The organism is Janthinobacterium sp. JC611 (genome assembly GCF_018682595.1).
Taxonomy (GTDB): Bacteria; Pseudomonadota; Gammaproteobacteria; order Burkholderiales; family Burkholderiaceae_D; genus Janthinobacterium.
The window spans coordinates 69888-88643 of the sequence record NZ_JAFLJN010000025.1 but is presented as its reverse complement, the minus strand read 5'-3'; the positions used below and the strand labels follow the sequence as shown (position 1 = coordinate 88643).

Genomic DNA, 18756 nt, shown 5'->3' with positions numbered 1-18756 from the left:
CTCGCGTCATGGCCAGGCCGGCCGGCGCATGTGGAACAGGCTGTCCGGCCCGATCTCGAAATAATCGGACGGACCGCCGCCGCGCAATATCGGCGCGGCGGCCGCCGTGTCGTACACGCCATCGGTCAGCAGATGGCCCGCGATGTGCACGCCCACCACTTCCCCCAGCACCAGCCAGCTGCCGACGCCGTCGCCATCAATGCCCTGCAGCTCGATGATCTGCGTGCGCCGGCATTCGAACGACACGGGGCTTTCGGCCACGCGCGGCACGTTGACGATGCGCGAGGCGGCCGGCGTCAGGCCGGCCAGCGCGAATTCGTCGACCTCGGGCGGCGCCGGCGCGCAACTCATATTCATCGCCTCGGCCAGCGGACGCGTCGCCAGGTTCCACACGAATTCGCCCGTCTGCTCGATATTGCGCAGTGTGTCCTTGCGGCCGATGCTGGAAAAACCGATCAGCGGCGGATGGTAATTGAAGGCGTTGAAAAAGCTGTACGGCGCCAGATTGAGCACGCCTTCGCCGCTGCGCGAAGCGATCCAGCCGATCGGACGCGGTCCGACAATCGCGTTGAACGGGTCATGCGGCAGGCCATGGCCCTGTGCAGGTTCATAAAAGTGAATGGGGTCAAGCACGCGCGTTCCTGAAGTCAAAAGAGGTCAACGGCGCCCGGGATGGAACGCCTGGAACGACAGCTTACTGGAATTGCCGCCACCGCGCTGTCTGCCCGCCGGCGCCAGGTGCGCTCGCGCACGCAGCGCAACAATTGTATGGCGCGCCGCGCCGCGCCTCGCTTATGATGGGGCACAACTCAACCCTGATCATCGCGCCCCATGCTGACACTCACGCTGCACCAGAAAGTGTTCCTGCTCCTCCTGAGCATCGTCACCATCGGCTTCGGCTGGATACTGGCGCCGTATGCGGGCGCCATCTTCTGGGGCGTCATCCTGGCGATCCTGTTCGCGCCCGTGTACCGCTGGCTGCTGCGGAAAACCGGGGGCCGCGCCGGCCTGGCATCGGTGCTGACCTTGCTGCTCATCGTCGTCATCGTGATCCTGCCGCTGTCGCTCATTTCCGTGTCGCTGGTGAACCAGGCGGCCAGCGTCGTGGAGATGGTGCGTTCGGGTGAAATCACGGTCGCCATGTTCTTCGATAAAATCATGGCGGTGCTGCCGCAATGGCTGATCAACCTGCTCGAGCGCTTCCACCTGACCAGCCTGGCCAGCCTGCAGGACAAGCTGGCCGAGGGCGCCACGCAGGTGAGCCAGGTGGTGGCGGTGAAAGCCATCAATGTGGGCCTGTACACCTTCGAATTCCTCACCAGCCTGTGCATCATGCTGTACCTGCTGTTTTTCCTCATGCGCGATGGCTCCGCCCTGTCGGCCCGCATCAGGGGCGCCGTGCCGCTGAGCCGCAAGTACAAGCAGCGCCTGTTCAGCAATTTCACCACGGTGATCCGCGCCACCGTGAAGGGCAACATCCTCGTGGCGATTGCCCAGGGCGCCCTCGGCGGCCTGGCGTTCTGGTTCCTCGACGTGCCGGCGCCCCTGCTGTGGGCGGTGCTGATGGCCTTCCTATCGCTGCTGCCGGCCGTCGGCGCCGCCCTCGTCTGGGCGCCCGTGGCCGCCTACTTCCTGGCCACGGGCGCCATCTGGCAAGGCGCGGGCCTGGCCGCCTTCGGCGTCTTCGTCATCGGCCTGGTCGACAACGTGCTGCGCCCCATCCTGGTCGGCAAGGACACCAAGATGCCCGACTACGTGGTGCTGCTGTCGACCGTGGGCGGCATGGCCCTGTTCGGCCTGAACGGCTTCGTCATCGGCCCCGTGGTGGCGGCCCTGTTCATCGCTTCGTGGGACCTGTTCGTCTCGGCCAGCGAATTCCAGGCCGAGGATTGAAGCGTCGCGGCCTGGCATGACGGCTTGAGAAGATCATCGCCAGGCGCATTTTCCAGTACCCAGGGGAGCACCATCCGCGCTCTGCCCGAAACCTGTTTACAGCGCTTACAGCGCTGTTGCAAATTTACATACTGGCGCCACCTGCATCACCACGGGCGTGACAGCGATGCGCATCGACCTTGCACGACAGGAGCAGGATTTTTCTCTCGGCCGGCGGCCCCATGGCCCGTACGTCGCCGCGATTATCGTGCTGCACCTGGCGCTGTCCTGGGCGGCCACGCGGCCAGTCCACACGAGAAGCGGGCATGACGACCGGGTCTGGCTGCAGCTGATGCCGCCACTGCCGCCAAGGCAAAGATTCATTCCCCCCGCCGCCGATCCTGCGCCGGCACGTGCGCCAGCAATCCGAAGCGGCGCCGCCCGACACGCCGCAGGCGCGCCTGGCAAAGGGATTCGCGCAGGCGCATGCGGCGGTCAAGCCAAAGTGGTTCGAAGCGGCCCGCATCGAGTTGTTCAGCGCGCCAAACGATCCGAAACGCATCTACCGCGTCATCACGGCGACGGGCGAATACTGCATCTATTTACCGGACAAAGGCAGCATGAGCTTGAACCTCAGCGCGCGATCCGGCCATGCCGGTTTCGGTGAAGGGAGCGCGGCGCCTTGTCCCATCCGGTTTTAACGGCGGTGCAGCGCAGCCTGGCAGCCGTCCCATCTTGCAGAAATAACCCTCCAGAACACGGCGCCGCCAACGGCGCCACTTGCGCTTCCCGAAACAGGCCGGAAGCGCATGGCGGCAGAGCGTCCGCCGGCGCCTGCCAGCCCCGGCAACTATCCACATGAGACCGTATTTCGCCTCAACTATCATGTTGCAATAGTGTGTATTTAACAACGAATGCAAAAATATAGTTTTTGACGCAAGGGGCGCCGCGGCGTAGTGTCGGTCGTCCCGACAACCACGTAATGAGGAGCCTCCCATGGCAAATCCACTATGCTTAATGATGCCGGTACTACCCGGCACCAATCCGACCGCCATCGCCGCAACATTGCTGGAATACCAGGCGAAGATCAATGCCGCCCTCACCGATATCGGTACCGTGCACTTTGCCCGCTTCACCCTGCTTGACCGCTCCCAGCCCAATCTGCTGCCCAACCTTGGCTCGCTGGGCGCTTCCGATACCCTGATCATCGGCGTGATCACCGAGTATGACGGCAGCTTCAACAGCTATATCGAGGATTTCGTGGCACAGCTGGGAGAGGTATTCGACGCGCTGCTGCAGTTTGTCGTGGGCGGCAAGGCACTGATGCCCGTTGCCAACCATGTGACCGCTTTTGAAGCCTTCATCACCGCCAACGACGCCGCGCAGCACTTGCCCAATACCGGCCTGTATAGCGCCTATCCGCAGACCGTCCAGCAAATCCTCGCCTCAGTCTGAGCCTGAGCCGCACGCCGCGCCGGGGCCGCGCAAGCGGCCTCGCCACCCTGTCAGCCACAACCCCCAGCCCCCGGAGAGACAGCATGGCCGATTCCCCCATCGATTACGACGACGTGCAAGGCACGATCCTGCGCGGCTACCGCGTCAACCTGGCGCGTCATTTCATCTTCAGCATCGCGGACGCGGCGCAGGCACGGCGCACCATCGCGGTCCTGCTCGACGGCAGCGACGGACTGCCGTCGATTACCACGGCGCGCCATATCCATCCCAAGCCGCCCTGCTTCCTGAACCTCAGTTTTACCGCGCCCGGCCTGTCCGCGCTGGGAGTGGACGCAGCCGACCTGGCCACCTTCGACCAGGCCTTCCAGCGGGGCGCGGCCGACCCGCTCAGCGTCGCGGCCGTGGGCGACGTGGGCGACAGCGCCCCCGCACACTGGCTCGGCAACCTGGGTCAGGCCACCGAGGCTGGCCAGGTGCATGCGCTGCTGAGCCTATGGGTCAGCGAATCGGAGCAAGTGCTGGAGGCGACGTCGGCCACACTACGCCGCGCCTTTGCCGCCGGCTGGCGTGAACTGTATGCGCACGACGGCGTGGCCTTGCCAGGCAACCGCGTGCATTTTGGCTACCGCGACAACATCGCCCAGCCGGACGTCGATGGCGCCCCGCCGCGCAAGCACGAGTACGAACCCGACCCGCTCAACAGCGTCAAGACGGGGGAATTCCTGCTTGGCTACCAGAATGAAAACGGCGGCATTTACCAGGTGCAGCCGCCGCAACTGTCCACCAATGGCAGCTATGCCGCCTTCCGCATCCTGGAGCAGGACGTGGCCCTGTTCGACACCATCCTGAGCCAGGGCGCGGCCAGTTCCGGCCTGTCCACCGAGATGGTGGCCGCCAAGATGTGCGGGCGCTGGCGCAACGGCAATCCGCTCGTGCTCAGCCCGGACGAAGCCGGTCCCGTGCTGCCGGACGCCAGCCTGAACCGCTTTCACTATGTCGACACCCAGCCGGAACAGGACGACACCTTGGGCCTGAAATGCCCGATCGGCGCGCACATCCGCCGCAACAATCCGCGCGACGAAGGCGTCGTGGGCACTTCCGCCCGCCACCACCGCATCGTGCGGCGCGCCATGCCCTACGGCAGCGAATACGATCCGGCCGCGCCAGCGACGGAACGGCGCGGCCTGGTCGGCTATTTCATCAATGCCAACCTGCGCAATCAGTTCGAATTCCTGATGCAGCAATGGAACGATGACGATACCTTCGTCAAATCGGCCGTCGGCCCGGCCGGTCCCGAAGCGGGTAATGCCACGCTCAACATCAGCGGCCAGGACGTGTTCCTGGGCATCAACGACCCGGCCGTCAGTTCCTTCACCCTGCCCGGCGTGGGCGCCAAGGGCAGCGGCAATACGACACTGCAGCATTTCTCGCGCAGCGTCATCACGCGTGGCGGCGTGTATTGCTTCTTCCCCAGCATCACGGGATTGCGCTACCTGGCAAACCTGGGCTAGGCGGGCGAGCAACGGAGGCGAGCGGGAACGGCCGTGACCGCTTGCATTGATCCTGTCATTGCACCACCGCGCCGCTCAGGCAAACACGGGCCGGAAAAAGCTGCGCTCGTAGCTGACGATGCAGCGCGTCTCCTCGGCGTAGCGGAAGGCGGCCTGGCAGTCGGCGTCCTGCATCGAATCGCTGCGATACTGCTCGTACAGGGCCAGGCTGGGAAACGAGAACATGGCCAGCGCGACGTTGCTGGCGCCTTCGGACGGTAAAAAATAACCGTGGTGCCGGCCGCCGAAGCGCTCGACCAGCGGTATCCACAGCTTGCCGTAGGCTTCGAATTCCCGCAATTTGTACGGGTCGATGATGTAGCGCAAATAACAGGTGATCATGCGGTTTCCTTGTGAAGGTTCAACTCCATCAGCATGCCAGATTCCCACGAGCCGATGGCGGCCAATGGCGAAGCAGGCAAAAAGTCCAGCGCGCAGGGATACGTAAAATCTTCCTGCGCCAGCACGCCGAGGCCCGGCCAGGCGTAAAACAGCAGCTTGCCCTTGCCGATGCGTGCCAGCGCGCCGCCGTCGGGCAGCCAGCGCAAAGCGTCGCCCGTGCCGCCGCCCGCCTCCACCGGCACCGTGGCCAGGCAGCGGCCATCGGCCAGCGCGTGCACGGACAGGTACTCCTCGCCGCCCGCGTGACGCAGCACGGCCAGCAACTCTCCATCCGGCGCCGGCGCGCAGGACTTCCAGCCTGGCAGCGACAGCGCCATGCGGCCGCCGCCCGTCTGCGGCGGCCAGTCCCACACGCTACAGTAGTCGGGCGGCTGCACCCGCCCCTCGTCCACCGATCTGACGCCATGCTGGACCAGCAAACGCCGTCCGCCATCGATGGCGTCGATCGTGTGCATGGCGCGCAGCATCTGGCCCGCATGCTCTTGCGTGAAGAGCACCTCGCCCGTTTGCGCGTCGCGCAACCGCAGGCGGCCATCCCAGCCGCCGTCGGCCAGATAGCGGCCGCACGGCGACCACGCGGGGCCGCACCCTTCGCCATCCTTCCTGTTCTGTAAGTTCAGCAGCAACTGGCCCGCCCCGGCATCCACCACGGCCAGCTGGCCCGTCGTGCTCTTGATGGCGATCCGGCTGCCGTCGGGCGAGAAGGCCATGCTGGAACAATGGGCGATGAATTTGCCACGCCACAGTTTCTGCCGCGCCGCCACGTCCCACATCACCAGGTCGCGCCCCAGCACGGCCAGGCGCGTGCCATCGGGCGAAAACCGCACGCCGTAGCTACAGCCCAGCTTCAGGGACTTCGGCCCTGCCGTCATGGGTGCGCCAGCCGGTACACCACGCAATCGAGGTCGTAATGGCGCTCCATGCCCGCGTACTGCATGCCCAGGCGCGTCATGACCTTGATCGAGGCGGCGTTGTCCGGATGGGCCACGGCCACCACTTCGGGCGCGCCGACCACATTGAAGGCATGCGCGACGATGGCTTGCGCCGCTTCGCTGGCGTACCCCTGGCCCCAGCCCGTACGCGCCAGGCGCCAGCCGATTTCATGCGGTTTATTCTTGTCGCCATCGAGATGCTGCAGGCACGCCATGCCCACCAGCGCGCCATCGTCGAGGCGGATCAAGGCCCACCACGAATAACCCCACTCGGCCCAGCGGCCCATGGTGCGCGCGATGGCCGCGCGCGTCACCTCTTCCGTCTCGGGCTGGCCCGCGTTCAGATAGGTCATCACCTCGGGGTCGGTGTTGAGCGTGCGCATGCGCTCGTAGTGCTTCCCGGTGATCGGTTCCAGGCGCAGGCGCGCCGTCGTCAGTATGGTCATCGCATTTCCTTGGACGAAAAAAAAGACGATACACGATCGTCTTTTTTTAGCAAGAGTGCAAGCGAATTACTTGCCTGCTTCACCCTTCTTGATCCATGCCGCCAGCTGGTGCGGACGCAGGCCGTCGTAGTCTTCGAACGGCTGGTGGATCCACGGGTTGTGCGGCAGTTCGTCCAGGAAGTAGTCGGGACGCACGACGGAGCAGCCTTTCAGCCAGATCACGGCCGATTTGACTTCGGTTACGTCAGGGAAGTTTTCCTTCAGGTGACGCGTGACCTTGTCCAGGGTGACGCCCGAATCGGCCAGGTCGTCGACCAGCAGGATGCGGCCGGCCAGCGGGCCCTTGGTCATGGTCATGTACTTGGCGATATCGAGGTCGCCGCGCACCGTGCCCGCGTCTTCGCGGTAGGAGCTGGTCGACAGGATGGCCAACGGCAAATCGAAAATGCGCGAGAATACGTCGCCAGGACGCACGCCGCCGCGCGCCAGGCACAATACCTGGTCGAATTTCCAGCCCGATTCGTAGACCTTGAGCGCCAGGCGCTCGATCAGGCGGTGGTACTCTTCCCAGTTGACCCAGAGATGTTGATCGTTCGATTGTGGGGTAGTCATGATAGTGGAATCTTATTATTAGCGTGATTAAAAAAATCCGCCTTGCGGCGGATTGTGTCCAGCAGCTTATTCGAATGGGTGGCGCAGCACGATCGTTTCTTCACGATCCGGACCGGTCGAAACCATGTCCACCGGCACGCCGACCAGTTCTTCGATGCGCTTGATGTAAGCGCGGGCCGTTGCCGGCAGTGCCGCCAGCGATTTCGCGCCGACCGTGCTTTCCTTCCAGCCTGGCATCTCTTCGTACACCGGCACGCAACGGGCGGCTTCTTCGGCGCCCGATGGGAAGATGTCCGTGGCCACGCCGTCGATGGTGTAGCCGGTGCACAGTTTCAAGGTTTCGATACCGTCGAGCACGTCCAGCTTGGTCAGGCACATGCCCGTCACGCCGTTGATCTGCACCGAGCGGCGCAGCAAGGCGGCGTCGAACCAGCCGCAGCGGCGGGCACGGCCCGTCACGGTGCCGAATTCATGGCCCACTTGCGCCAGGTGGTGGCCGACGCCCGCATCCGTTGGCAGTTCCGAAGGGAACGGACCGGAACCGACGCGCGTCGTGTAAGCCTTGGTGATGCCCATGATGTAGTGCAGCATGCCCGGGCCCACGCCCGAACCGGCGGCGGCATTGCCGGCCACGCAGTTCGACGAGGTGACGAACGGATAGGTGCCGTGGTCGACGTCGAGCAGGGAACCCTGCGCGCCTTCGAACAGCAGGTTGGCGCCGGCCTTGTGCGCCTTGTACAGCGCGCTCGACACGTCGGTGACCATCGGACGCAGGCGCGGCACATAGGCCAGCGCGTCGTCGAGGGTCTTCTGATAGTCGACTTTCGGCGCTTTCAGGTAGTTTTCCAGCACAAAGTTGTGGTAATCGAGGTTCTCGGCCAGCTTTTCGGCGAAGCGCTTCTCGTTCAGCAGGTCGGCGATACGGATCGCGCGGCGCGCCACCTTGTCTTCGTAGGCCGGGCCGATGCCCTTGCCGGTGGTGCCGATCTTCGCATCGCCACGCTTGGCTTCGCGCGCCAGGTCGATCGCGGTGTGGTAAGGCAGGATCACGGGCGCCGCGTCCGACACTTTCAGGCGCGAGGCGACTTCGACGCCGACGGCTTCGAGCTTGTCGATTTCGCGCAGCACGTCCGGCACGGAAACGACCACGCCGTTGCCGATGTAGCAGGCGACGCCTGGACGCATGATGCCCGACGGGATCAGCTGCAGCGCGGTTTTGACGCCGCCGATGACCAGCGTGTGGCCTGCATTGTGGCCGCCCTGGAAGCGCACCACGCCCTGGGCGTGATCGGTCAACCAATCGACGATCTTGCCTTTACCTTCATCGCCCCATTGGGTGCCGATGACAACAACGTTCTTTGCCATAATTTTCTTTGACATCACTCAACCTAAGTTTTTAAGAATCCAGCTACTACCATTATCGGCAAGTACCAGCACGCGATCGCACTCGAACTCGTCTTGTTCATTACTGTGACCCGGCAAACTCTGGATCACGACCTCGCCCGCCTTGCGCAACTCGGCGATTTTTTCCTTCAATTCTGGCGCGCTGCCCCACGGCGCGCGGATCGAATGCTTCCGTTCCGCGGTCGGCAACAGGCGCGCCAGTTCGCGCAAATCGAGCGAGAAGCCGGTCGCGGGACGTGCCCGGCCGAACGCTTCGCCGACGTGGTCATAACGGCCGCCGCGCGCAACCGCGTTCGGCAAGCCTGGTACATACAGCGCAAACATCGCGCCACTTTCATATTGGTAGCCGCGCAGGTCGGCCAGGTCGATCGCCACTTCGGCGCGGCCCAAAGCGGATCCTGCCAGCGCGGCCAGTTCGGCCAGCGCCTTCAGGACGCCAGGCAGCGGCGGCAGCACTTCGCGCGCACGCGCCAGCACGTCGATGTCGCCATACAGGTTCGGCAATGCCAGCAGCGCGTCGCGCGTCACGGCGTCATAGCCGGCCGTCAGCGCGCGCAGGCCCGGCGCATCTTTCGCGCGCAGCAAGGTGTACAGCGCCGCTTCGTCGCGCACGGCGTTCGCGTCTTGCGCAATGATAGCGCGCAACAGGCCGACGTGCGACAAATCCAGGCGGACCGCGTCAAAACCGGCCAGTGCCAGCGAGGCGAGCGCCAGTTCCTGGATCTCGGCGTCCGCTTCCAGGCCGGCGTGGCCATAGATTTCGGCGCCGATCTGCAGCGGTTCGCGGGTGGCGTGCAAGCCCGACGGACGGGTATGCAGCACGCTTCCGGCGTAGCACAGGCGGGTGACGGTGGCACGGTTGAGCAGGTGCGCGTCGATGCGCGCCACTTGCGTCGTCATGTCGGCGCGCAGGCCGAGCATGCGGCCCGACAGCTGGTCGACCAGTTTGAACGTGCGCAGGTCGGTATCCTTGCCAGCGCCGGTCATCAGCGATTCCAGATACTCGAGCAGCGGCGGCATCACCAGTTCATATCCGTACAGACGGAAATTATCCAGCATGAGGCGGCGCAGCTCTTCGATCTTGCGCGCTTCCGACGGCAGAACATCGGCAATATTTTCGGGCAAAAGCCAATTCGGCATGAGGGAGCGAGATACGGAAGAAAGTTGAAAAAATGCATCATGCGAGGCAGCGGCGGGCGCGCCAGGCAAGAGGCCGAACCTGATATTTTACGCGAAAACACGGGCCTTTAGGGATAAGTTGTCCGAATCGCTGCCGCACAGCCCTAAAAACACCGCATTTTACGCCTTCCCGCAACAGCATGGCGGACACAAAAAAAACGGGGCCGGCATTCACGCCGGCCCCGCCGCTGCCGCCCCCCGTCCCTGCGGACGGATGCGGTCTCGATGCTGCCTTACTTCTTGGATGGAGCGGCCGTGCCGTTACCCTTGAAGTACTTGAAGAATTCCGAACTCGGATCGACCACCATCACGTCGCCCTTGTCCTTGAACGTGGCGCGGTAGGCTTCCAGGCTACGGTAAAACTTGTAGAACTCCGGATTCTTGCCAAACGCTTCCGCATAGACCTGCGATGCCTTGGCGTCGCCCTCGCCGCGGATCTTCTCGGCTTCGCGATATGCCTCGGCCAGGATCACCGTGCGTTGCTTGTCGGCGTCGGCGCGGATTTTCTCGGAATCGGCCGAACCGGTCGAACGCAGCTCATTGGCCACGCGCACGCGCTCGGACTTCATGCGGTCGTACACGGAGTTGTTGATCTGCTCGACGTAATCGACGCGTTTCAGGCGCACGTCGACGATGCCCACGCCGATGGACTTGGCTTCGGCCGACACCTTCGCCAGGATCGCTTCCATCACCTTGCCGCGCTGGCCCGAGATCACTTCGCGCACGGTGCGCTTGGTGATTTCATCGTTCAGCGCCGCCTTGACGATCTGCGACATGCGATTGCGGGCACGGCTTTCATCGCCGCCGAAACTGCGGAAATACAGTTTCGGATCGGCGATGCGCCATTTGACGAAAGCGTCGACGAGGATGTTTTTCTTCTCGGCCGTGATGAAGCGTTCCGGCTCCGGCGTGTCGATGGTCAGCACACGCTTGTCCAGGTACATCACGTTCTGGAACGGCGGCGGCAGCTTGAAGTACAAGCCTGGCTCGCTGATGACTTCCTTGACCTCGCCGAGGGCGAAAACGATGGCGTATTTACGCTGATCGACCACGAACACGGTCGAGGACAGCAGCATGATCGCGATAAAGCCCGCGATCAGGGCGGCGACGATACGGTTCATTAGCGGCTCTCCCGTTCACGCGAAGAACGGCTGTCGCGGCGCGTGTTGACTTCTACTGTCGGCATGGCTTCCTGTGGCAAAACGGTGTTGGCTGCGGGTGTCGCGGCAGCACGGGCGGCGGCAGCGGCGGCATCGGTGGCAGCCGTCTGGGCGATCAGCTTGTCGAGCGGCAGGTACAGCAGATTGCTGCCCGTCTTGGCGTCGACCATGACCTTGCTGGCACTGCTGAACACTTGCTGCATCGTTTCCAGATACATGCGGTCGCGCGTGACGGCCGGCGCCTTCTGATACTCGACCAGCACCTGCTTGAAGCGCGACGCATTACCTTCGGCATTCTCGGTCACCATGGAACGATAAGCCTCGGCTTCCTGGATCAGGCGGAATGCGGCACCACGGGCTTTGGGAATGACGTCATTGGCGTAAGCCTGGCCCTCATTCTTCTGGCGCTCGCGATCCTGGCCCGCCTTGACGGCATCGTCGAAGGCGGCTTGCACCTGCTCCGGCGGCTGCACGGCCTGCATCGTCACGTTGTTGATGAAGACGCCGACCTTGTAGCGGTCGAGAATCTGCTGCATCAGCTGCTGGGTTTCGAAGGCGACCTTCTCGCGCCCTTCATACAACACGAAGTCCATCTTGCTGCGGCCGACCACTTCGCGGATCGCCGTCTCGGCGACCTGGCGCAGGGTGTCTTCCTGGTCGCGCACGTTGAACAGCCACTCGCCCGGGTCTTTCAGGGTGTATTGCACGGCGAACTGGATGTCGATGATGTTTTCATCGTCCGTCAGCATCAGCGACTCGCTGGCCTGCTTGTTGCGCAAGGAAGTGCGGTAACCCACTTCCACCGTGCGCACCTGCGACACGTTGACGGTTTCGTCGGTCTGGAACGGATACGGCCAGCGCCAGTTGAAACCGGCCGGCGCGGTGCGCGTGAACTTGCCGAACGTCAGCACGACGCCGCTCTGCCCTTCTTGCACGATGAAGGCGCCGCTGGCGAGCCAGATGAAGACGGCGATCACGCCGACCACGCCGGCGGTGATGCCGGCGCCCTTCATGTCCGGACGCGGGCCACCGCCACCGCCGTTGTTATTGCCGCCGTTGTCGGGACGGTTCTTCTGTCCGAAAAAGGCGTTCAGGCGCTGATTGAAATCGCGCCACAACTGATCGAGGTCCGGCGGACCTTCGCCGGGCTTTTTGCCTTCTTGGGCTTTCTTGCCGTCGTCCTTGCGATTGCCCCAGCGGGGATCGTTCAGGGACAACTTCAAGCCTGTTTTTTTGAGTAGGGAGACAAGCATAACTATCGTGTTCCGACTTGGGAGTGGGTGGAAATCGTATCGTCCTCGCCAGGCTCTTCGTCCTGGTCCGGGGCGGCGCCATCGTGCTGGTCGTACTGACCGTCCAACTGATCTTCCTGCCGTGCTGCGTCGCTCTGATACAGGTGGGCCGAACCGGGCGCCTTCCTGGCCATCTCGACGATCGCATCGCGCAGCAGGTCAAGCCCGCTGCCCTTCTGCGCACTGACGAACACGCGACTGATCGTAGCATATTCGTCGCGTTCCACCGAGGGCTCCAGCCCGGCCGCATCGATCTTGTTCCACACGAGGATCTGCGGAATGTGATCGGCGCCGATCTCTTTCAAGACCAGGTTGACCTGCTCGATCTGCTCCATGCGCACCGGCGACGCGGCGTCGACGACGTGCAGCAGCAGATCGGCATGGATGGTTTCTTCGAGCGTGGCGCGGAAGGCCGCCACCAGCTGATGCGGCAATTCGCGCACGAAGCCGACCGTGTCGGAGATCACCACGTTGCCCACGTCCTGGCCCAGGTAAACCCGGCGCGAGGTGGTGTCGAGCGTGGCGAACAACTGGTCGGCGACGTACACGCCGGCCTTGGTCACGGCATTGAACAGGGTCGACTTGCCGGCATTGGTATAGCCGACCAGGGACACCGAGAATGTGTGATTGCGGCCGCGCGCGCGGCGCTGGGTTTCGCGCTGCTTGTGCAGTTTTTCCAGGCGCGCGCGCAAGGCCTTGACGCGCTCGCCGATCAGCCGGCGGTCGGTCTCGAGCTGCGTCTCGCCGGGACCGCGCAAGCCGATACCGCCCTTTTGCCGTTCCAGGTGGGTCCAGCCGCGGATCAGGCGCGTGGCCAGATGCTGCAGCTGGGCCAGCTCGACTTGCAGCTTGCCCTCGTGGCTCTTGGCGCGCTGCGCGAAGATGTCGAGGATCAGGCTGGTACGGTCGAGCACGCGCACATTCAGGCGCTTTTCCAGATTGCGCTGCTGGGCGGGCGAGAGGGCATGGTTGAAGATGACGATTTCCAGGCCATCGTTGACGACGACGTCGCCAATTTCATCGGCCTTGCCGCTGCCGACGAAATACGCGGAATCGGGACTGGAACGCTTGGCCGTGATGGTGGAAATCGGGTCGGCGCCAGCCGAACGCGACAACAGCATGAGTTCCTCCATGCTGGCGGCGAAGTCGCTGTGACCGAAGTCAACCCCGACTAGTGCCGCGCGCATGATGGCAACTGATGCGTTGTAGCGGACGCCGACGCCGATGCAAACGCATCAGCGCCGCTGGCGCGGACGGGGGCGATGGAGGGTGAAAGGCGCTGGGCCGTCAAGCTCAACGCTTTACTCCGCTTCAGATTCAATATTGAGATTGACGGCACGGGCCGGCACCACTGTCGAGATGGCATGCTTGTACACCATCTGTGTCACCGTATTGCGCAGCAATACGACATATTGATCGAACGATTCGATATGGCCCTGCAATTTAATGCCATTGACCAGATAGATCGAGACAGGAACATGCTCTTTGCGTAATGCATTGAGGAATGGGTCTTGTAACAGTTGCCCTTTGTTGCTCATAACAGCTCCGTTGTTTATGTTGTTGTGTAAGAATTGGAGGCGACTCGCTTGATTTCAAGTGCTCTCACACCTTTCAAAGAAAGAAAGATGCGTCATAGCTACTGTAACCTGTTTTCGCGATCGCTGTCGCGCATGGCGCATTAACACTTTATTATTTCCGTGCAAAAGCCATTGAATTGGCTGTCGGCGCCGCATTATCTCCGCGGCGCCTTAATATGCACTTAATTTTACTTGCTTGGCGTGCGCGCAAACGGGTTTTTACCCGTGCGCAGTTCGATGCGCAGCGGCGTGCCGACCAGGGCAAACGTATCGCGGAAATGTTTTTCCAGATAGCGCTTGTAGGGATCGCCAACGGCGTCGAGCGCATTGCCGTGAATAACGATCACAGGCGGGTTCATGCCGCCCTGGTGCGCATAGCGCAGCTTCGGACGGATCGAACCCTTGCGGCGCGGTTCCTGCTTTTCCACGGCCTCGATCAGGGCGCGTGTCAGCTTCGGCGTCGACAGGTCGCACATGGCGGCCGCATACGCGGCGTTGAGCGACTTCATCAGTGGACCGATGTTGGTGCCCTTCAGCGCCGAAATGAAATGCATCTGCGCGAACGACAGGAAATCGAGCTTGCGGTCGATATCGATCTTGATCTCGTCGCGCTGGTGCGATTGCAAACCATCCCATTTATTCACGGCCACCACCAGCGCGCGGCCCGATTCCAGGATGAAGCCGGCGATATGCGCATCCTGCTCGGAAATATCCTGCTGCGCGTCGAGCATCAGCACCACCACGTTGGCTTCGGAAATCGACTGCAGGGTTTTCACCACCGAGAATTTCTCGATCGCCTCGAACACCTTGCCGCGGCGGCGGATACCGGCCGTGTCGATCAGCGTGTATTGCTGGCCATCGCGCTCGAACGGGATCTCGATCGAGTCGCGCGTCGTGCCCGGCATGTCGAAGGCGATCACGCGCTCTTCGCCCAGCAGGGTGTTGATCAAGGTCGACTTGCCCACGTTCGGACGGCCGACGAGGGCGATCTTGATGCCGCGGTCGGTCTTTTCCAGCTCTTCAGGCTCGTCCGGACGCTGGGCGAACGCCAGGTCCAGCATCACTTCGACGAGGTCGTTGACGCCGTCGCCGTGCGCCGACGAGATCGCATACGGATCGCCCATGCCCAATTCATAGAATTCGGACACGACGGCCGTGTAGCGCATGCCTTCGCTTTTGTTGACCACCAGCAAGACCGGACGACCGCTCTTGCGCAGGAAGTCGACGATGGTCTTGTCATGCGGGGTCAAGCCTTGACGGCCGTCCACGATGAACACCACCACGTCGGCCTCGGCCACGGCCTGCTTGGTCTGCAGTGCCATCTGGTGCATGATGCCTTCCTTGGCGACGGGTTCGAAACCACCCGTATCGATGACCAGGAAGGGACGTTCGCCGACACGGCCTTCGCCATAGTGACGATCGCGCGTCAACCCAGGCAAATCCGCCACCAGCGCATCGCGCGAGCGGGTCAGACGATTGAATAAAGTCGATTTCCCAACATTGGGTCGACCTACTAGTGCAATTACCGGCTTCATTGTATTACTCGACCGCGAGAGCGGTCACTGTCCCTGATTGGGTTTGAAAAATCAAATTCGAACCGGCAACGACGGGAGCCGAAACAATCGGGCTGCCGTCGGTGCTGACACGACCTATTAATGCGCCATCTTCCCGTGACAGGAAGTGGATATAACCTTGATAGTCGCCGACGGCAACGCTGCGGCCGTAGGAGGCCGGCGTCGACAGGCGGCGGCGCGCCAGCGCCTCATTCTTCCAGGCGCTCTGGCCGCCTTCGCGGCTGAACGCCACCACGGCGCCCTGGTCATCGGCAACGAACACGAAACGCTGGTCGACGGCCACGCCCACATCGGACGAGATCGGCTTGGTCCAGCGCGGCACGCCCGTGGCGGCATCGAAGCAGCCCGCCTTGCCCTGGTACGTGACGGCGCACACTTCGCCTTCGAACACCACCGGCGTGCCGGCGATGTCGGAGACGCGCTCCAGTTCGGTGGCGCCGCGCGGTTCGCTGACGACGATCTCCCAGCGTACCACACCGGTGGCGGCCGTCAGTGCCAGCAGCTTGCCGCCCGGCTGGGCCACGTAGATATTCGCGCCGCCCAGCACCATGCCCGGCGCATTGCGCAAGGTCAATGCCGGCGTGGCGCGCTGCACCGTCCACTTGCGCTCGCCCGTCTTGGCGTCGAAGCCGACGATGCGGTTGTCCACGCTGCGCACCACCACGACGCCCTGCCCGACGACGGGCGCCGTCAACACTTCGCTGGACGCCTGCGCCTTCCACAGCTGCTTGCCATCGGCGTCGAACGCCAGCACGGCGCCCTTGGCGGCGCCCACGGCCACCAGCGCGCCATCGCTGCCGGCGCCGGAGGTGATGTCGCTGCCGGCCTTGATGCGCCACGTTTCACGGCCGCTGGCCGCATCGAGGCGCGCCAGCGCGCCATCGGCGCTGACCACGTACAGGCTGTTGCCGGCCAGCGCGGGCGTAAACGCGTACACGCCGGCCTTGCCGATCGAATACTTCCAGGCGTCGCGCACGGCGATGCTCGATTTTAACTCGACCAGCTTGGCCGGTTCGACTTTCGGATCTTTCGAGGCGAACGGGTTCCAGGACGAGCAACCGGCCATCAGGGCCAACAGGCTTGCAGCTACCAGCTTTTCAGTGACACGCATAAGTGTTATCCAACCTTTTTCTTGTACTTGTAAGGGTGAGGCTGGCGGCTAAACTGCCGCGCAGCCGCGCCATCAGTGTTCCTGTCAGGCGGCAGCCTTGTCAGCCTTGGCCTTGTCTTCCGGTACCGTACCGCCGATCGCTTCCAGTTTGACCTGGATCAATTGACGGCCTGGATTGTTCTTGTCCGTCGCGGCTATCGCGGCCAGGTAGGCCGTGCGCGCATCGGCCAGCTTGTTTTGCGCCACCAGGATGTCGCCCTTGCGGTCGGCCACGGCGCCGGCAAATTGCGCCACGGAAGCCGTCGCCAGCACTTTCAACGCTTCATCGTAGGCTTTTTCGTCCAGCAAGACACCGGCCAGGCGCAGCTTGGCGATGGCCTTGTATTCTTCCGTGCCATGCTCGGCCACCCATTGCAGCTGGGTCTTGGCCGTTTTCAGGTCGTTCGCGTCGAACGCCACCTTGGCCGCGGCCAGCGCGCTCATCTGCGCATACGCCGTGCCGCTGAAACGCGATTGCATGTCGCCGGCCGCGCGCATCACCTTGGCCGTGTCCTTGGCGGCGATGGCGTTTTGCAGTTCGTCGTACAGCTGGCCCGCTTGCGCGGCCTGCGTGCGCTGGTAGTACTGCCAGCCAGCCCAGCCGCTATAGCCTGCCAGCGCCACGATCAGGACCCAGGAGGTCAGATTGCCATTGCGCTGCCACCAGGCCTTGAGGGTTGCCAGTTGTTCTTGTTCTTCGTGATCGTATGCCATGGGTCGTCAGTGTGAATGAGTAGTTGATCGAGGGTACAACGGTCTTGCTGCAAATCAGTGGTGGTGATGCACGTGGCCGCCAGGACCGTGGTCATGGCCGCAATCGTGGTCGCCGATGATCTGGTCCACCACGTAATCGACGACATCGTCGAACGGCACCGTGTTTTGCTGCGCGCCCGCATCGGCTTCGCGCATGGCTTTCACCGTGGCCACATTGTTGGCGATTTCATCGTCGCCCATGATCACGGCAAACGCCGCGCCGCTGGCATCGGCCTTTTTCATTTGCGTCTTGAAGCTGCCGCCACCGTTGCTCGCTGCGCAATGTAGCACAACGTCCAGGCCCGCATCGCGAATCCGCTCGGCCAGCACGAACGCTTGCAAGCCCGCCTGCTCGCCCTGGTGCACCAGGTAGACGTCGCACTGGGCCGGTTGTTCCGGCTCGGCCGCGTCCTTCATCAGCAGCACCAGGCGCTCGACGCCCATGCCGAAACCGACGGCCGGCGTCGGCTTGCCGCCGAACATTTCCACCATGCCGTCATAGCGGCCGCCGGCGCACACCGTGCCTTGCGCGCCCAGCTTGTCGCTGACCCACTCGAACACCGTGCGGTTGTAGTAATCGAGGCCGCGCACCAGGCGTGGATTGATGGTGAACGGGATATTGTTGTGGTTCAAGATCTTCTGCACGCCGTGGAAGTGCGCCAGCGATTCCTCGCCCAGGTAGTCCAGCAGCTTCGGCGCACCATTGACCAGGTCCTGCATGGCAGGATTCTTGGTGTCGAGGATGCGCAGCGGATTGCTGTGCAGGCGGCGCTTGGCTTCTTCGTCGAGCAGCTCGCTGTGGCTTTCCAGGTAGGCGATCAGATCGGCGCGGTGGCGCAGGCGCTCTTGCGCGTCGCCGATCGAGTTCAGTTCCAGGCGGATGCCTTCCAGGCCCAGGTCATCCCACAGGCGGCGCGACAGCATGATGATCTCGGCGTCGATATCCGGGCCCGTGAAACCGATGGCTTCCACGCCGAACTGGTGGAACTGGCGGTAGCGGCCCTTTTGCGGGCGCTCGTGGCGGAACATCTGGCCCTTGTACCACAGGCGTTTCGGGCCTTCGTACACAAGATTGTGCTCGACGACGGCGCGCACCACGCCGGCCGTGCCTTCAGGGCGCAGGGTCAGGTTGTCGCCGTTCATCGAATCGGTGAACGAATACATTTCCTTTTCCACGATATCGGTCACGGCGCCGATGGCGCGCGCGAACAATTTCGTTTCTTCCACGATCGGCGTGCGGATCTGCTGGAAGCCGTAGCTTTGCAGCACGGACTGCGCCGTGTTTTCAAACAATTCCCACAGCGGGGCGTCGACGGGCAGGATATCGTTCATGCCTTTGACGGCAGTGATTTTGTCGAGCTTTTTATTTTCGGACATAGTGTTCTTCTTTACTTTTTT

19 protein-coding genes are annotated in these 18756 nt (G+C 63.1%); 4 read left to right on the top strand and 15 right to left on the bottom strand.

Features of this window, described 5'->3' with window-relative positions; translation table 11 throughout:
• Positions 1 to 6: 6 nt before the first annotated feature.
• On the bottom strand, positions 7 to 633 hold the full coding sequence (locus J0O65_RS18505) for a flavin reductase family protein (protein ID WP_215408735.1): 627 nt from the start codon (positions 631 to 633) through the stop codon (positions 7 to 9).
• Between the two features lie 198 nt (positions 634 to 831).
• Between J0O65_RS18505 and J0O65_RS18500 the strand changes: the two genes are divergently transcribed.
• The 4 genes from J0O65_RS18500 to J0O65_RS18485 all read left to right on the top strand — a co-directional run bounded on the left by J0O65_RS18500 (position 832) and on the right by J0O65_RS18485 (position 4838).
• Positions 832 to 1893, top strand: coding sequence for an AI-2E family transporter (locus J0O65_RS18500; protein ID WP_215408734.1), 1062 nt, complete (start codon positions 832 to 834; stop codon positions 1891 to 1893).
• A 392-nt stretch (positions 1894 to 2285) separates the two neighbouring features.
• A complete protein-coding gene (locus tag J0O65_RS18495; RefSeq protein WP_215408733.1) occupies positions 2286 to 2573 on the top strand; it encodes a hypothetical protein in 288 nt (95 codons plus the stop codon).
• A gap of 295 nt (positions 2574 to 2868) precedes the next feature.
• Positions 2869 to 3327: a hypothetical protein gene (locus tag J0O65_RS18490; protein ID WP_215408732.1), complete on the top strand. Its 459-nt coding sequence runs from the start codon at positions 2869 to 2871 to the stop codon at positions 3325 to 3327.
• 83 nt (positions 3328 to 3410) lie between these two features.
• Complete coding sequence (locus tag J0O65_RS18485) at positions 3411 to 4838, top strand: Dyp-type peroxidase (RefSeq protein WP_215408731.1); 1428 nt, start codon at positions 3411 to 3413, stop codon at positions 4836 to 4838.
• A 75-nt stretch (positions 4839 to 4913) separates the two neighbouring features.
• Here the strand turns inward: J0O65_RS18485 and J0O65_RS18480 are convergent, their stop codons facing one another.
• The 14 genes from J0O65_RS18480 to hisS form a co-directional block, all read right to left on the bottom strand.
• Positions 4914 to 5219, bottom strand: a complete 306-nt coding sequence (locus J0O65_RS18480) for an NIPSNAP family protein (protein WP_215408730.1) — start codon at positions 5217 to 5219, stop codon at positions 4914 to 4916.
• Positions 5216 to 6151, bottom strand: a complete 936-nt coding sequence (locus tag J0O65_RS18475; protein WP_215408729.1) for a WD40 repeat domain-containing protein — start codon at positions 6149 to 6151, stop codon at positions 5216 to 5218. Before J0O65_RS18475 ends, J0O65_RS18480 begins: the two co-directional genes overlap by 4 nt.
• Positions 6148 to 6657, bottom strand: a complete 510-nt coding sequence (locus tag J0O65_RS18470) for a GNAT family N-acetyltransferase (RefSeq protein WP_215408728.1) — start codon at positions 6655 to 6657, stop codon at positions 6148 to 6150. The genes J0O65_RS18475 and J0O65_RS18470 overlap by 4 nt, the downstream gene beginning before the upstream one ends.
• Positions 6658 to 6723: 66 nt before the next feature.
• The gene (locus J0O65_RS18465) at positions 6724 to 7269 is read right to left on the bottom strand and encodes a phosphoribosyltransferase (RefSeq protein WP_034752020.1); all 546 of its coding nucleotides are present in this window, start codon (positions 7267 to 7269) and stop codon (positions 6724 to 6726) included.
• 66 nt (positions 7270 to 7335) lie between these two features.
• Entirely contained in the window at positions 7336 to 8649 is a 1314-nt protein-coding gene (locus J0O65_RS18460; protein WP_215408727.1) for an adenylosuccinate synthase, read from the bottom strand.
• Positions 8650 to 8652: 3 nt separating this feature from the next.
• Positions 8653 to 9813, bottom strand: a complete 1161-nt coding sequence (locus tag J0O65_RS18455; protein ID WP_215408726.1) for an ATP phosphoribosyltransferase regulatory subunit — start codon at positions 9811 to 9813, stop codon at positions 8653 to 8655.
• Between the two features lie 272 nt (positions 9814 to 10085).
• Positions 10086 to 10973 (bottom strand): protease modulator HflC, encoded by an 888-nt coding sequence (hflC, locus tag J0O65_RS18450; RefSeq protein ID WP_215408725.1) that lies wholly within the window; start codon positions 10971 to 10973, stop codon positions 10086 to 10088.
• Positions 10973 to 12265 carry an FtsH protease activity modulator HflK gene (hflK, locus tag J0O65_RS18445; protein ID WP_152250010.1) on the bottom strand — a complete coding sequence of 431 codons (1293 nt, stop codon included), beginning with the start codon at positions 12263 to 12265 and terminating at the stop codon, positions 10973 to 10975. The genes hflC and hflK overlap by 1 nt, the downstream gene beginning before the upstream one ends.
• Positions 12266 to 12267: 2 nt before the next feature.
• The gene (gene hflX, locus J0O65_RS18440; protein ID WP_215408724.1) at positions 12268 to 13491 is read right to left on the bottom strand and encodes a GTPase HflX; all 1224 of its coding nucleotides are present in this window, start codon (positions 13489 to 13491) and stop codon (positions 12268 to 12270) included.
• 114 nt (positions 13492 to 13605) lie between these two features.
• Positions 13606 to 13842 (bottom strand): RNA chaperone Hfq, encoded by a 237-nt coding sequence (gene hfq / locus J0O65_RS18435; protein WP_008450615.1) that lies wholly within the window; start codon positions 13840 to 13842, stop codon positions 13606 to 13608.
• 227 nt (positions 13843 to 14069) lie between these two features.
• Positions 14070 to 15416, bottom strand: coding sequence for a ribosome biogenesis GTPase Der (der, locus tag J0O65_RS18430; protein WP_070221915.1), 1347 nt, complete (start codon positions 15414 to 15416; stop codon positions 14070 to 14072).
• Between the two features lie 4 nt (positions 15417 to 15420).
• On the bottom strand, positions 15421 to 16566 hold the full coding sequence (gene bamB, locus J0O65_RS18425) for an outer membrane protein assembly factor BamB (RefSeq protein WP_215408723.1): 1146 nt from the start codon (positions 16564 to 16566) through the stop codon (positions 15421 to 15423).
• A gap of 84 nt (positions 16567 to 16650) precedes the next feature.
• The gene (locus J0O65_RS18420) at positions 16651 to 17319 is read right to left on the bottom strand and encodes a YfgM family protein (RefSeq protein WP_092710303.1); all 669 of its coding nucleotides are present in this window, start codon (positions 17317 to 17319) and stop codon (positions 16651 to 16653) included.
• A 54-nt stretch (positions 17320 to 17373) separates the two neighbouring features.
• Positions 17374 to 18735 (bottom strand): histidine--tRNA ligase, encoded by a 1362-nt coding sequence (hisS, locus tag J0O65_RS18415; protein WP_215408722.1) that lies wholly within the window; start codon positions 18733 to 18735, stop codon positions 17374 to 17376.
• Positions 18736 to 18756 lie beyond the last annotated feature (21 nt).